Source organism: Streptomyces sp. NPDC014764, from assembly GCF_043082785.1.
In the GTDB taxonomy this organism is placed as follows: domain Bacteria; phylum Actinomycetota; class Actinomycetes; order Streptomycetales; family Streptomycetaceae; genus Streptomyces; species Streptomyces althioticus.
Map to the genome: position 1 here is coordinate 1 of NZ_JBIBXY010000006.1, position 14,148 is coordinate 14,148.

General features: G+C 74.2%; 11 protein-coding genes. 3 read left to right on the forward strand and 8 right to left on the reverse strand.

The window, feature by feature from the left end; genetic code table 11:
* Window positions 1-252: 252 nt before the first annotated feature.
* Complete coding sequence (locus ACF1AG_RS16430) at window positions 253-1,575, forward strand: lipase family protein (RefSeq protein WP_391809928.1); 1,323 nt, start codon at window positions 253-255, stop codon at window positions 1,573-1,575.
* Between the two features lie 204 nt (window positions 1,576-1,779).
* Here ACF1AG_RS16430 and ACF1AG_RS16435 read toward each other — a convergent pair whose 3' ends face one another.
* Window positions 1,780-2,319, reverse strand: coding sequence for a snapalysin family zinc-dependent metalloprotease (locus ACF1AG_RS16435; protein ID WP_359750859.1), 540 nt, complete (start codon window positions 2,317-2,319; stop codon window positions 1,780-1,782).
* Window positions 2,320-2,538: 219 nt separating this feature from the next.
* Between ACF1AG_RS16435 and mgrA the strand changes: the two genes are divergently transcribed.
* Both mgrA and ACF1AG_RS16445 read left to right on the forward strand, forming a co-directional pair.
* Window positions 2,539-3,582: an L-glyceraldehyde 3-phosphate reductase gene (gene mgrA / locus ACF1AG_RS16440; protein ID WP_359603713.1), complete on the forward strand. Its 1,044-nt coding sequence runs from the start codon at window positions 2,539-2,541 to the stop codon at window positions 3,580-3,582.
* 93 nt (window positions 3,583-3,675) lie between these two features.
* Entirely contained in the window at window positions 3,676-4,158 is a 483-nt protein-coding gene (locus ACF1AG_RS16445; RefSeq protein WP_359750861.1) for an MSMEG_6728 family protein, read from the forward strand.
* 44 nt (window positions 4,159-4,202) lie between these two features.
* On the opposite strand, the gene ACF1AG_RS16450 is transcribed toward ACF1AG_RS16445, so the two are convergent.
* From ACF1AG_RS16450 to ACF1AG_RS16480, 7 genes are all read right to left on the reverse strand, one after another.
* Window positions 4,203-5,483: an ABC transporter substrate-binding protein gene (locus ACF1AG_RS16450; RefSeq protein WP_387795132.1), complete on the reverse strand. Its 1,281-nt coding sequence runs from the start codon at window positions 5,481-5,483 to the stop codon at window positions 4,203-4,205.
* Window positions 5,480-6,622, reverse strand: a complete 1,143-nt coding sequence (locus tag ACF1AG_RS16455; RefSeq protein ID WP_391809929.1) for a branched-chain amino acid ABC transporter permease — start codon at window positions 6,620-6,622, stop codon at window positions 5,480-5,482. Before ACF1AG_RS16455 ends, ACF1AG_RS16450 begins: the two co-directional genes overlap by 4 nt.
* Entirely contained in the window at window positions 6,615-7,511 is an 897-nt protein-coding gene (locus ACF1AG_RS16460) for a branched-chain amino acid ABC transporter permease (RefSeq protein WP_359606716.1), read from the reverse strand. The genes ACF1AG_RS16455 and ACF1AG_RS16460 overlap by 8 nt, the downstream gene beginning before the upstream one ends.
* On the reverse strand, window positions 7,508-8,341 hold the full coding sequence (locus ACF1AG_RS16465) for an ABC transporter ATP-binding protein (RefSeq protein WP_391809930.1): 834 nt from the start codon (window positions 8,339-8,341) through the stop codon (window positions 7,508-7,510). The genes ACF1AG_RS16460 and ACF1AG_RS16465 overlap by 4 nt, the downstream gene beginning before the upstream one ends.
* Window positions 8,338-9,120: an ABC transporter ATP-binding protein gene (locus ACF1AG_RS16470; protein ID WP_391809931.1), complete on the reverse strand. Its 783-nt coding sequence runs from the start codon at window positions 9,118-9,120 to the stop codon at window positions 8,338-8,340. The genes ACF1AG_RS16465 and ACF1AG_RS16470 overlap by 4 nt, the downstream gene beginning before the upstream one ends.
* 625 nt (window positions 9,121-9,745) lie before the next feature.
* Window positions 9,746-11,014, reverse strand: coding sequence for a helix-turn-helix domain-containing protein (locus ACF1AG_RS16475; protein WP_387795134.1), 1,269 nt, complete (start codon window positions 11,012-11,014; stop codon window positions 9,746-9,748).
* 143 nt (window positions 11,015-11,157) lie between these two features.
* The gene (locus ACF1AG_RS16480) at window positions 11,158-13,980 is read right to left on the reverse strand and encodes a LuxR C-terminal-related transcriptional regulator (RefSeq protein WP_387795135.1); all 2,823 of its coding nucleotides are present in this window, start codon (window positions 13,978-13,980) and stop codon (window positions 11,158-11,160) included.
* Window positions 13,981-14,148 lie beyond the last annotated feature (168 nt).

Here is a 14,148-nt window from a genome sequence, read left to right on the forward strand (position 1 = left end):
GCAAGACGCTCGACTGGGATACCCCAGCCGAGCGTCTACGTGATCTACTCACCACCTGAAACCAGGCGGTGTTGCGACGACCCCTTGAACCCAAGACTTCTCGGCGGGGCCCGCTCCTTGCGCTGTCCGGACGCCGCACGGTCCGCCGCCCATAAGAGTTACCGGTCCGTAACTTACTCGCGGGTTACCGCCGGTAAGTGAGCGCTGTTAGTTTTCGGATTCATCTTCTGCAGCCGCCGCAAGGAGAGAGCCGTGAGCCGTATCAGCAGCGTGCTGACCACCGTCGTCGCGACGACGGCGTGTGTGTGCGCGTCCGCGTCGCCCGCCGCGGCGACCGACCCCGTCGTGTCGCGGGGCGTCACCATCCCCGCCTTCTACACCCCGCCCGCCGAACTCCCGTCGGGCAACGGCAAGCTGATCCGCCATGAGCCCCTGCGCCTCGGGCTGAGCCTGCCCGGCCTGGACGGCCGCCGCCTGCCGGGCACGGCCACCCGCCTGATGTACACGTCCACGGACGCCGACGGACAGCCGGTGGCCGTCACCGGCGCCTACATCGAACCGTCCGCCGGCTGGACTGGCTCCGGACCACGCCCGCTGGTCGTCGTCGGCTCCGGCACCATGGGCCAGGGCGACCAGTGCGCGCCGTCCCTCGCCCTGGAGAACCCGCTCACCCTCACCGGGGAGACCGTGTCCTTCGGTTACGAGACCCTGGCCGTCTACCGGCTGCTCGCCACCGGCGCGGCGGTCGTCGTCACCGACTACGTCGGCCTCGGCGCCACCGACCGGCTGCACACCTACGTCAACCGCGTCGACGAGGGCCACGCCATGCTGGACGCGGCCCGGGCGGCGCGCTCCGTGCCCGGCGCTTCCGTCACCGCCTCCTCCCGGGTGGGGATGTACGGCTACAGCCAGGGCGGAGGGGCCAGCGCCGCCGCGGCCGAACTCCAGCGCACCTACGCGCCCGACGTCCCGCTGGTCGGCACCTACAGCGGCGCTCCGCCCGCCGATCTGACGGAGGTGACGAAGGGCATCGACGGCAGCGCGCTGGCCGGTGCGCTCGGCTGGTCCATCAACGGGTTCGCGCAGACCTCGCCGGCGCTGCGGGACGTCATCGAGGCGAACCTGAACGACGCCGGGCGCAAGGCGCTGAAGGACATCTCCACCACCTGCGTGGGCGACGCGATCCTCGGCTACGGCTTCACGAAGAGCACGAAGTGGACGAAGAACGGGAAGTCCGTCGGCGACATCATCGCTGGTGAACCCGCCGCGCAGGCCGTCCTGGACGACCAGCGTCTCGGCCGGCTGAAGCCCACCGGCCCGGTCCGCCTGGCGACGGGGACGCAGGACGACATCGTGCCGCACGCACAGGCGCGCCAACTGGCCGTGGACTGGTGCAAGAAGGGCGGCGACGTCACCTACAAGGCGGTCATGCTGCCGAACCTGGGCGACAAGCTGCTCACCAACCACCTGGCGCCGCTGCTGACCGACCAGGGAGACGCGGTGGACTGGCTGACCGACCGGCTCAAGGGCAAGGCGGCGAGCTCCAACTGCTGGACCATGCCCTTGCAGCCGTGAGCACGCGGGAATGACATGAGCCCCGTTCCGCAGCTGCGGGACGGGGCTCATGAGCGGAGCGCCGGGCAGGCCTTGCACCTGCATTTCCCCGCAGGAAGCGGGGCGTCTTTCCTTAGACGACCAACGCACAGTCGGGTTGAGGAGGTTCGTCCTCGCCGTGACCTGAGAAAACCATAGCGGAGATCGGCTCACCCGTCACATCGGTCACATGAACAACCCGGCCGGGGCTCGTTCGAACTTCTCCTCGACCTCCGCACGCTCGGCCGCGTTCGGCTGGGTGGACCGGCAGGACGGCCCGGCGCTGGCGCCGGACATCAGTTCGGAGCACGGGCCCGGCTTACGGTCCGGGAGGCCCAGGACGTGGCCCAGTTCATGGGCGGCGATCCGGACCGTGGAATGCCCCTCCGCCACCGCCTCCCGGCCGAAGTACACGGTGCCGCTGCCCAGACCGCCGGGCACGGTGCGCGGCCAGCCGTCGACCACGACGATCCGGATGTCCGCCGCTTCGCCGGACTCCACCGGACGCAGTTCCACCGCGTCGACGCTGTCGTTCCAGACCGCCGCTCCCCGGTCGACCGCGGACGCGAACTCCCCGGCCCGGCCGGTGTCGTAGGTGAGCACCCGGGTCTCCCCCGAAGGCGCCGCCGAGTCGGCAGTCCTGACGGCCACGGCCTGTCCGCCCACCACGGGGCCCGACAGGACGAGCACGGCGGCCACGGCGCCGGTGAGCGTACGGATCCGCATGGTCGACCTCCTGTGGGGGGACAGCGACGGTCGAAGTGCCGCTTCGGAGCGGCTTCCCGCCGCCCGGCCGGTCAATCACGGGACCCCGGATTCAGAAGTCCCGCTGCTCAATCCCATGCGACGTGCCGGTTGGACTTCCGGATCACTCGGGGGCACTGTGGGCCCAGGATCAACACCGTCCCACGGGACACCCCGCTCGCACCACCGGAGACCGCACCGATGAACCACCTCGCCGCCCCCGACCGCTACGACGGCGCCATGCGCTACCGGCGCACCGGGCGCTCAGGTCTCGACCTGCCCCTGCTGTCGCTCGGCTACTGGCACAACTTCGGTGACGACCGGTCCTTCGAGAGCCAGCGGGCCATCGCGCTGCGCGCCTTCGACCTGGGCATCACCCACCACGACCTGGCCAACAACTACGGCCCTCCCTACGGTTCCGCCGAGATCAACTTCGGCCGGCTGATGAAGCGGGACCTGGCCCCGTACCGGGACGAGATGGTGATCTCCACCAAGGCCGGCTGGGACATGTGGCCCGGCCCCTACGGGCAGGGCGGCGGCTCCCGGAAGTACCTGCTGGCCTCCCTGGACCAGTCCCTGAAGCGGACGGGCCTGGACTACGTGGACATCTTCTACTCGCACCGGCTGGACGCCACCACGCCGCTCGAGGAGACCATGGGCGCCCTGGACACCGCGGTGCGCCAGGGGAAGGCGCTCTACGTCGGCATCTCCTCGTACGACGCCGAGCGCAGCCGGCAGGCCGCGGAGATCCTGCGCGACCTGGGCACCCCGCTGCTGATCCACCAGCCGTCGTACAACATGCTGAACCGCTGGATCGAGACGGACGGGCTGCTGGACGTGGCCGACGAGGAGGGATTCGGCGTCATCGGGTTCACCGCCCTGGCGCAAGGGCTCCTCACCGGGCGCTACCTGGACGGCGTGCCCGAGGACTCGCGGGCCGCGGCGGGCTCCTCGTTCGACGCGGGCTGGCTGACGGACGACATGCTGCGCAGGCTGCGGGCGCTGAACGGCATCGCGGCCCGGCGCGGTCAGACCCTGGCGCAGATGGCGCTGGCCTGGGCGCTGCGCGACCCGCGGGTGACGTCGCTGGTCATCGGCGCCTCCCGGACCGAGCAGCTGGATCAGAACGTGGCCGCGCTGGAGAACCTCGACTTCACCGCCGAGGAGCTGGCGGAGATCGACTCGTACGCCACGGACGGCAACGTGGACCTGTGGCGGGATGCCCGCCTCGGCGCGCTGGGCTGACGCCTGGCCGGACGGGGCGAGGTGTGCCCCGCCCGGTTCTGGGAACTGAGGTGCTCTGAACGGCTCGGCCCCCCACCTCCTGGACGGCCCCTCGTGCAGACCTTCCTCCCCTACCCCGACTTCTGCGGTACCGCGCTGGTCCTGGACCGCAAGCGGCTCGGCAAGCAGCGGGTGGAGGCGCTCCAGGTGCTGCGCGGGCTGATCGTGCCGGGCTACGGCTGGCGCCGTCATCCCGCCGTGCGCATGTGGACCGGGTACGAGGAGGCGCTCGTGCGCTACGGCCTGGAGATCTGCCGGGTCTGGCGCGAGCGGGGCCACCAGGACAGCTGTGCGGCCACCCTGGTCGCCGACCTGGCCACGGTGCGGCCCGGGGCGCCGGTGCGGGAGCAGGACGAGCTGGCCGGGGCCGGTGAGCTGCCGCCCTGGCTCGGTGACGAGGCCGTGCACCGCAGCCACCGCTCCGCGCTGGTCCGGAAGGACCCCGGGGTGTACCGGGAGCTGTTCCCCGACGAGCCGGACGACCTGCCGTACTTCTGGCCGTCCTCCGACCGCGACCCGGAGGCGGCGGCCGGCTGAGCCCCGGCGCGCCTCGCACGCGCGCCGGGGCTTCGCCTGCCGCCTCAGCGGGAGGACAGGTAGTCCTCGACGCCAGGGGCGGTGTGCGCGTCCTCGGCGTTCACCACACCGCCGACCGCCTTCGCGTCCGGCTTGAGCACGTAGGTCTGCACGCTCGCGGGGCGGTTCACGTCGGAGAAGTCCTGCGGCGTGCCGAGCCCGGTGTCGGCGTTCGACTGCGAGCGGTGCGCCTTGACCACGTCCTCCCTGGTCAGCCCGCCTGCCTCGCACGCCTTGGCGAGGTCCTCGCCGGTGAGCTTCGCGGCGTTGTAGCCGGACAGCACGCCGGAGTCGACGGGCGAGTCCGGGTACTTCTTCTTGTACGACGCCACCATCTTCTCCACGCCGGGCAGGTCGGAGCTGACGGCGGGCGCCGCGCTGACCACGCTCAGCATGGCCGCGAGGGCAGGCGCGGCCGGAGTCTCCATCAGCTGGGGCGCGAACCCGGGCGCGCTGCTGACCACGGGGACCTTCAGGCCACGCGAGGCGGCGACGCCCACCAGGGACGCCGTCTGCGCCGGGCCCGCGCTGATCAGGACGGCCTTGACGCCCTGCTTGCGCAGCGCCGACACCTGCGCCGAGAGGTCGGTGTCGGTGGCCTGGATCTTCTGCCCGGCCACCTTCATCCCGGCCTGCTCCGCCGCCCAGGTCGAGCCCTCCAGGGCGTTGGCGCCGTAGTCGCCCTCGAAGTAGACGTGGCCGATGGTGTCGCCCTTCTTCAGGCCCTTGGTGCGGGTGAGGTAGTCGACGGCCGCGATCATGTCGACGTCGTAGGTGGTGCCGAGCACCTGGACGGCGTCCTTGCCGAGCAGGGAGGCCGCCCAGGCCTGCGGGAAGGTGAGCATCTTGTCCCGCTGGATGTCGTCGAGCAGGGCGGCCACCACCGGGGAGCCGATGACCTGCGGCAGCGCCACCACGTCGGGGGCGATGTCGGCGTAGGCGGTGACGGCCTTCTGCACGTCGTAGCCGTGGTCCTTGACGACGATCTCGACCTTGCGGTCGCAGATGCCGCCCTCGGCGTTGGTCTCGTCGGCCCACATCTGCTGGGCCTGCACGATGCTCTTGCCGAGCGTCGCGTAGGGGCCGGTCAGGTCGGTGAGGGCGCCCAGCTTGATCGTGTCGTCGTCGACGCCCGGGCCGGTGCGGACGCCGTCGGCTGCGTCGCCCTTGCCGTCGCCCTCCGCCTTGGAACTGCAACCGGTGGCGGCGAGCAGCAGCGCGAGGGTGCCGGCGAGGACGGCTCCGGCGGCGCGGGTGCGGGGGCGGCGGGTGTGTCTGGTGGTCACGGGGTGTGCTCCTTGGGTCGTGCGGCCGCGGCCGGCGGCGGGGGCGAGGGAAGGGCGGTGTCCGGGGCGGTGGTCGGGGTGCGGCGGCGCCGCAGGCGGTCGCGGGCCCGGCGGGCCAGACCGTGCAGCCCGTCGGGGGCGTACAGCAGGACGAGGACGATGGCGGCGCCGTACAGGTAGCGGGCGGCCTCGGTGGGACCGACGGCGCCCTCGGCGGAGCCGGGCGCGGCGACCAGCGGGAGCTGGTCGGCGTAGCGGGTCATCAGCAGCGGCAGCGCGGTGACGAACACGGCGCCGGCGGTGGCCCCGGCGACCGATCCCAGGCCGCCGATGACGATCATCGCGAGGTAGTCGACGGACAGCACGAGGCCGAAGTAGTCGGGCACCACGCGGCGGAAGGCGAGCGCCAGCAGCACCCCGGCGAGGCCCGCGTACATCGACGACACCACGAAGGCGGCGGAGCGGTGCCGGGCCACGTCGACGCCCATCACGGCGGCGGCGGTCTCACTGTCCCGGAGGGCGGCCAGCGCACGGCCGGGGCGGGAGCGGAGCAGGCCGCGGGCGGTGAACCAGGTGAGCGCGAACAGCGCCAGGCCCAGGAACCACAGCCGCTCCTCCGCGCCGAACGGCACGCCGAGGACGGTCAGTTCGTCGCCCGCGTCGAAGGTGAAGCCGCCGAGGGACAGCGGCGGCACGGAGCGGCCGTTGAAGCCGCCGGTGACCGACTCGGCGGTGAGCAGGACGTGGTGGCCGAGGAAGACCAGGGCGAGGGTGGCGATGCCGAGGTAGATGCCCTTGACGCGGCCGGCGACGGGACTGAACAGCCCGCCCGCGATCCCCGCCATCAGTACCGCGAGGGGCACGGCGAGGGCGGTCGGCAGGCCGGGGCCCGGGTCGCCGGCCAGCCAGGTGTAGCCGTAGGCGCCGACGGCGAGGAAGAAGGCGTGGCCGAGGGAGAGTTGCCCCGCGGTGCCGCTGAGCAGGGCGAGGCCGACGGCTCCGATGGCGGCCGCCATGGAGAACAGGCCGATGCGCAGCCAGAAGGCGTCCAGGTAGAACGGCGGCAGGCACAGCAGCACGGCGACCGTAAGGAGGGTGGCGCGGCGACGGGTCAGCAGCGCGCGGATCCGGTCAGACACGGGCCGCTCCCTTCGCGCCGAACAGCCCGTTGGGCCGCACGAGGAGCACCAGCAGCATCACGGCGTACGGGGCGACGTCGCCGAAGCCGTCACCGAGCACGTGCAGTTCGGACTGGTAGCCGACGACGAGCGCCTCGGTCAGCCCGATGACGAGACTGCCGGCGAGGGCGCCCGTCGGGGAGGCGAGCCCGCCGAGGATGGCGGCGGGGAAGGCGTTGAGCGCGATCTGCCCGGTGGTGCGCTCCAGACCGGGGGCGGGGAACGCGGCGAGGAAGACGGCGGCCAGGGCGGCGAGCGCGCCCGCCAGGCACCAGGCGCCCGCCCGGACCCGGCCGAGGTGTACACCCATCAGCGCCGCGGCCTCCATGTCCTCGGCCGCCGCCCGCAGCGACAGGCCCCAGGGGGTGAACCTGAACAGTGCGAAGACCCCGGTGATGACGACGGCCGACACGGCGATCGCGGCGAGCCGGCTGTCCGCGACGGTGACCGGGCCGAGTTCGGTCACCGCGTCGCCCCACGGGTCTCCGAGCGACAGCAGGTCCCCGCCGATGCGCCGGGCCAGCTCGGTGAGCAGCACGATGTCGATGCCGATGGTGACGATGGTCTGCACGTGCGCGGAGTGGGCGTCGGTGCCGCCGCGTTGCAGCAGGAACCGGTCCAGCGCCCCGGCGAGGGCGGCCGTGACGAGGACCGCGAGGGCGAGCGCCCCGGCGAAGCCCAGGGCGTCGTGGAGGACGGCGACCAGGTAGCCGCCGAACAGCAGCAGGGAGCCGTGGGCGAAGTTGAGCACGCCCGAGGCCTTGAAGATGACGACGAAGCCGAGGGCGACCAGCGCGTACACCGCGCCGAGGGCGAGCCCGCCCAGCAGGCTGTCCAGGAGATCCGTCATGCCGCGTCCTCCCCGGTCGCGTCGGTGCCGAGGTAGGCGCGCAGGACCTCCGGGTCCTGGCGGACCTCGTCGGGCGTGCCGTGCGCGATGGGCCGGCCGAAGTCCAGCACGGTGACCTCGTCGGCGAGACGCATCACCAGGCCCATGTCGTGCTCCACGAGCACCACGGACAGGCCGAGTTCGGCCCGGAGTTCCGCCACCACCTCGGCGGTGCGGGCGCGTTCGGCGGCGTTCATGCCGGCCACCGGTTCGTCGAGCAGCAGCACACGGGGCTCCAGGCAGAGGGCGCGGGCGAGTTCGACGCGCTTGCGGTCGCCGTAGGACAGCAGGCCGACCGGTGAGTCGAAGTGGGAGCCGAGGCCGGTGAGTTCGGCGATCTCGCGGGCACGGGCGAGGTGTTCGCGCTGTTCGCGCCGGGCACCGGGCAGCCGCAGTGCGCTCGCGGTGAACCCGGCGCGGGTGAGGGCGTGCCGGCCGAGCATCAGGTTGTCGGCGACGGTGCCCTGGGTGGTGACGATGTTCTGGAAGGTACGGGCCACGCCGAGCGCGGCGATGCGGTGCGGGGCGAGCCGGGTCAGCTCGGTGCCGCCGAGAGTGACGGTGCCGGATGCGGGACGGCACAGTCCCGACAGCACGTTGAAGCACGTGGACTTGCCGGCGCCGTTCGGGCCGATGAGCGCGTGCACGGAGCCGGGGGCCACGGTGAAGGACACCCCGTCGAGCGCGGTGAGCCCGGCGAAGCGGACGGTGACGTCCCGTACGGCGAGCTCCGGCGGGGCGGTGGTGGTGCGGGGCTCGCCGGCGCGGGCCTTGGTGGTGCGGTCGTTCACGCGGCCCCCTGGTCCTGGGCCGACTCGCCCAGGTACAGGCGGCGTACGGCGTCGGTGCGGGCGAGTTCGTCGGCGGGCCCGGACAGGCGGGTCTCCCCCACCTCCAGGACGTGGGCGTGGCTCGCGAGGGAGAGCGCCATGCCGGCGTTCTGCTCGACGAGCAGCACGGCGGTGCCCTGCGTGTTGATCTCGCGGACCACCTCCGCGATGCGGTGCACCATCTGGGGGGCGAGGCCCAGGGAGGGCTCGTCCAGGAGCAGCAGGCGGGGCGCGGCCATCAGGGCGCGGCCGATCGCCAGCATCTGCTGCTCGCCGCCGGACAGGAGCCCGGCCGGCTGATGGGTGCGTTCGGCGAGCCGGGGGAAGAGCGTGAAGACGCGGTCGCGCGCCTCCTGGACCTGGTCGCGTCCGCGCCGTTCGAGGCCCAGGCCGCCGGAACGGAGGTTCTCGTCGACCGACAGCCCGGCGAACACCCGCCGTCCCTCGGGCACCTGGACGACGCCGGCGCGGACCGCGGCGACCGGGTCCTTGCCGTCGAGCACCGTGTCGCCGTAGCGGATGCTGCCCGCCGTGACCGCGCCGCGGTGCAGGCGGAGCGTGCCGGAGACGGCGCGGAGCAGTGTGGTCTTGCCGGCGCCGTTCGCGCCGAGCAGGGCCACGACCGTGGCGGGGGGCACGGTCAGGGACACGGAGCGGAGGGCGGACAGGGCTCGGCCGTACGTCACGTCGACGTCCTCGACGTGAAGGGTGGGGCCACCGTCCGGTGGTGCTTCGGGCATCACGACTCCTCGGGGTCGTCGCGTGGGTCTGCGACGGCTTCGGGGGAAGGGGTGCTTACGACAGCACGGAGGTGCGGAGGGGGTACAGCGGTCCGGGGCCGCACGCTGCGGTGTACCAACGGGGGTGGGGGTGGGTTGTGCGGGTGCCCATGCGGGCGGCTTGCTGATCGGTACGCCAGGGGGCCGGGGGGTACTTGTCGTATCGCGGGTGCGGGCCGGTGGGGGTGATCGCGCAGTTCCCCGCGCCCCTTCCGGCACGGATGCGCCGCGAGCGGACAGCCGTTGCTTCGGCACAAAGGGCGGAGGGCTCCTGTCGTGTCACCGGTGCCGGCCGGTGAGGGGTGATCGCGCAGTTCCCCGCGCCCCTTCCGGCACGGATGCGCCGCGAGCGGACAGCCGTTGCTTCGGCACAAAGGGCGGGGGGTTCCTGTCGTGTCGCCGGTGCGGGCCGGTGAGGGGTGATCGCGCAGTTCCCCGCGCCCCTTCCGGCGCGAATGCGCCGCGAGCGGACAGCCGTTCCGTCGGCACAAAGGGCGGGGGGCTCCTGTTGTGTCACCAGTGCCGGCCGGTAGGGGGCGAGCGCGCAGTTCCCCGCGCCCCTTCCGGTGTGTCCCGGGGCGGCGTCTCATGTGCCCCGGCGGTGGAGGAGGTTGTGGGCTGTCAGGGCCAGGGTGGTTTCCACCAGGTCGGTGGGGCGGGAGAGGTTGCGGCCTGTCAGTTGTTCGTAGCGGCGCAGGCGGTTGAGGACGGTGTTGCGGTGGCAGTAGAGGCGGCGGCCAGCCCGCTGGGCGGAGCCGTCGCAGGCCAGCCAGGTGGCGAGGGTGTCGAGGAGGACCTCGGCGTCGGCGGGTTCCAGGGCGGCGAGCGGGCCGAGCAGCCGGTCGGCCAGCGCCGCGGCGAGGTCGGGGTTCAACGCGACCAGCGCCGCCGGCAGATGTTCGGTCAGCCTGACCGTGCCGCCCGCCTCCGGGCACAGCCGCAGCGCGGTGTCCGCCAGCCGTCGCGCCTCCCCCACGGCGGCCAGTCCGTCGACGGTGCCGCTGACGCCCACCCGCACGCCGGGCGGCTGCTCGTCCGGGACGAGCACCGCCGGGTCGCCCTCGACGAGGACGATGCCGTGGTCGGCGTCAACACCGGTGTGCCAGTGCACACGCACACCCGGGGCGAGGGCCGCCTGGGCGCCCGTACAGCCGGCGGACCGCGCCCCCTCGACGGCGACGACGACGTACCGGCCGTGCTCGGGCAGCTCCAGCGCCTCGGCCGCCTCGGGCAGGTCGGCGATCCTGCTGGTGCCGTCCAGCAGCGCCGCGGCCAGCAGGCGCACCCTGTTCTCCCTCCGCCATGCCATCTGCCGCTCGGTCTGCCGGTACGCGTCCGCGACGATCGTGCTGTGCTCGTCGACGTACTCCCACACGTCGGACGCGACGTGCACCAGCAGCCGTACGTCCTCCGGCGCCGCCCGGGACGTCTCGTCGACCAGGCCCTGCCACACCAGCGAGCCGCCCAGCCGGAAGGCGTGCAGCACCGCGTCCAGCGGCAGTCCCTGTTCGGCGCGGGTGGTTCCGATCTTCCAGGAGCAGCGGCGCGCCGCTTCGCGGGCGCCCCGCGGGTCCAGCAGCGAGGAGATGCTGTGCCGCAGCGAGCGGTGCACCTCCTGCCAGGTGGCGACGGCGTCGCCCTCGACGGCGGTGCGGTAGGCCGGTTCCTGCTCCTGGAGCACGGCGACCAGCCGGTCGGTGAGCTGCGGCAGGTCGTCCAGCAGGATGCGGGCGGCCCGGTGCAGCACGCGCAGCGCGTCGGCGTCGATCAGTGACCGCACGCGTGGCGTCCGCGACCGAGGCGCGGGCACGGGTCCGGGACGCAGCAGGGTTCGTGGCCGTACGGCGTGAGGCATCGCGCATTCCCCCCAGGGTCGGGCTTCCGGGCGGTGCCCGTGCGGCGGCCCCGTACCGGCGCCCGGCAGGTACGGGGAGCCCGCGGGCCGGCCGCCGTCGGACTCGTCCTGCCCCGAAGGATGGCATACCGTCCGGTCGGTCCCTAGAGTCGTGCGCCGGTCTTTTCCTCCTGCTCGACCAGACGCACCAGCTCGACCCGGGAACGGAGGCCGAGTGTGGCGAACACGTTCCGCAGGTGGTAGTCGACGGTCCGAGTGCTCACGGAGAGGCTGAGGGCCACCTCCCGGTTGGTGGCGCCCGCCGCCACGTACCGGGCGATCCGCAGCTGCTGCGGGGTGAGGCGGGCGAGACCGCCCACGCCGGACGACGCGGCGGGGGCCGCGTTCGGGGCGGCGCCGCCGGCCCTCAGCTCGGCGGCGGCCTGCTGCGCCCACAGAGGGGCTCCGCAGCGTTCGAAGCCGAGGCGGGCCTCCTCCAGCCGGGTGCGGGCCTCGCGGAGACGGCGTCTGCGGCGCAGCCACTTGCCGTAGAGGAGTTCCGTGCGGGCGCGTTCGAAGTCACCGACGGTGTCGTCGTGCCGGTGGAGAGCGCTGAGGTACAGCTCGTCGGCGGCGTCCGGGCCGGCCAGCAGGGCACGACAGCGCAGGAGTTGGGAGGGAGCCTGGGGGTCGGCGCCGCAGGCCGCCCACAGGGCGAAGTCCTCCACGACCGCCTCCGCGTGCTGGGGGCGTCCGGCGGACGCGGCGGCCTCCACGAAACAGGGGACGGCGAGCATCCACACCGCGAAGTGCCCGCGGCGGGCGCCCGGGCGGACCAACGGGCCGAGCCGCTGCGCCGCCTCGCGGGGACGGCCGGCGCCCAGGTCGGCGCGGGCGGCGGCCCAGTGCGCGAGGGTCGCGGCCTGGGCGAGCCCGTGCCGGCGGGCGGTGCGCAGGGCCTCCTCGGCGTGCTCCGCCACGAGGTCCGTCTCGCCCTCGATGGACGCGGCGAGCGCGAGGACGGCGTGGTGGTGGGCGGCGGTGTTGCGCAGCCCGGCGCGCTCGGCGACGCGGAGGCCCTCCTCGGCGTGGGTGCGGGCGAGCTGGTGGCGGCCTGCGCGGAGTTCGGCGTAGGCGAGGTACTCGAGGGCGCGGGGTTCGAGGGCGGCGGAGCCTGAGGTTCGGGCGGCGGCGAGGGCGCGGGCGCCCGCGCGGCGGGCGGAGGTGACGTCGCCGAGCATCAGCGCTGCGGCGGCGGAGCGGAGGAGGTGGTCGGGGTCGGTGCCGTGGAGGCCGTTGTCGACGACGCGGCGGAGGGGGGTGGCGGCGAGGTCGAATCGGGCGAGGAGGACGGCGCGCATGCCGTCGCGGTGGTCGCGGGAGGGGTCGCCGTCCGGCGGGGGGATCGTGGGCGGGGTGCCGCTCGGCTGGGCGTCGGTGGGCGGGGGGCACGCCGTGCGGGGTGCCGGTGCGCCCACCCGTGCCGCTGGGGGTCCCCCCGAGCCTTCAGGGCTCCGGGGGAGGCACGACTGTCCGTGGCGGGGGGATTCCCCGACTCCGCGGCCGGCGTTGTCGCCCGGAGCCGTGGCCGTCCCGTTTCCCGGAACCCGGACGCAGGCTTCCGCCAAGGGGAGGGTCGGGGGTGTGCGGGTGGGCGCCAGGGCCGAGAGGCAGGCGGTGGGGTCGCCCGCGGACCAGGCCGCGTCCGCCGCGCCCAGGGTCGCGCGGGCCGCGGCGGACGGGGGCAGGAGGTCGGCCGCGAGCAGGAAGGACTCCCGGGCGTCCTCCACCGGACCGTCCGCCAGCAGTACCGCGCCCCGCAGGAGTTCCGCGCCCCCGCGCACCGAGGCCGGTGCGGAACGGCCGCGTGCCCGGTCCAGCAGGCGCAGGGCGTCGGCGGCGTGGCCGGCGAGGAGTGCCTGCTCGGCGGCGGCGAGGTGGCGGCGGGCCCGTTCCGCCTCGTCCGGGGTGAGGTCGGCCGCGCGGGTCAGGGCCCGGCGGCGGAGAGCGGGGGGCGCGGAGGAGGACGGGTCGGTCGCCGCCGCGGCCAGGGAGGCCGCCACCGCGGAAGCGGGGGCGGTGACCGCCCACGCACGGTGGAGGAGCGGGAGGAGGCCCTCCTGGCCCGTCGCGGCCTCGGCGAGGGCGAGATGCGCGGCACGGCGGCCCTCCACGGACCCGGTCGCGTACACCGCCCGGCCCATCAGCCCGCTGCGGAAGCGGAGCCGGCCCTCGTTGCGGGTCAGCAGGTCGGGCAGCGGGGCGTCCGCCGCCGCGTGGGCAGCCCGGAGGACGAGTGCCGCGTCCGCCTCCTCCTCCCCCGTCGCCCGAGCGGCGGCCGCCGTCGTCAGGAGCAGGCCGCCGGGGTCGTCGGGGAGGCGGTCGCCGGCCACGTCGGCCAGCACCTCACCGTCGGCCGGCGGCCGGGGCAGGGCGCGTCGCCCGCCCAGCTGGTCCGGCGACAGCCGCCGCACCAGGGCGAGCAGCAGCGCCGGGTTGCCCTCGGCCGCCGTGATCAGCTCATTCCGTACGGCAGGGTCGACGGGGCTGTCGGCGCGCTCCCGGATCAGCAGTGCCGCGTCGCCGGGGGTGAGCGGGCCGAGGCGCAGGAAGGGCAGGTCCGCCAGTTCCGGCGGCGGGGGGCGGTGGTTGGCGACCGTCAGCAGGAGCGTCGTGCGTACGGCCGTCGCCCGTATGCGCGTGGCGGTGCGGGCGAGCGCGGCGCGGGACGGGGCGTCCCACAGGTCGGCGTCGTCCACGCAGACCAGGAGCGGGCCGGCGGTCCGGACGGCCTCGTCCAGCTCGCGCACGCCGTCGGCCCGTACGTACCGCACCGGGCCCGCGCGGAAGAGCCGGGCGGCGTGGTCGAGGAACGTGGTGCGGCCGCAACCGGGTTCACCGGTCACGACGCGGACGCCGCCGTCGGTGCGCAGCGCGTCCAGCAGCTCGGCGGTCAGCCGCTGCCGCGCGGTCGTGTGTCCGCTCATTCCAGCGACCTTACTCACGCGTAAGGTCACGCGGAAGGTATACGTCCGGGACCGGATGAAACATGAACGGCCGCGCCACCAGCGGCTTTTGCGGTGTGACGTCCATCTCGGACTGTGCCGTGGCCCAAGCGCGGCGGCGGGGCGCGGTGCCCGCGCACAACGGCGGTG

Coding starts and splice junctions, on each gene's coding strand:
- ACF1AG_RS16460 (WP_359606716.1), bottom strand. CDS start 7,511: ATGACGGATCTCCTGGACAGCCTGCTGGGCGGGCTCGCCCTCGGCGCG.
- mgrA (WP_359603713.1), top strand. CDS start 2,539: ATGAACCACCTCGCCGCCCCCGACCGCTACGACGGCGCCATGCGCTAC.
- ACF1AG_RS16435 (WP_359750859.1), bottom strand. CDS start 2,319: ATGCGGATCCGTACGCTCACCGGCGCCGTGGCCGCCGTGCTCGTCCTG.
- ACF1AG_RS16470 (WP_391809931.1), bottom strand. CDS start 9,120: ATGCCCGAAGCACCACCGGACGGTGGCCCCACCCTTCACGTCGAGGAC.
- ACF1AG_RS16480 (WP_387795135.1), bottom strand. CDS start 13,980: ATGAGCGGACACACGACCGCGCGGCAGCGGCTGACCGCCGAGCTGCTG.
- ACF1AG_RS16475 (WP_387795134.1), bottom strand. CDS start 11,014: ATGCCTCACGCCGTACGGCCACGAACCCTGCTGCGTCCCGGACCCGTG.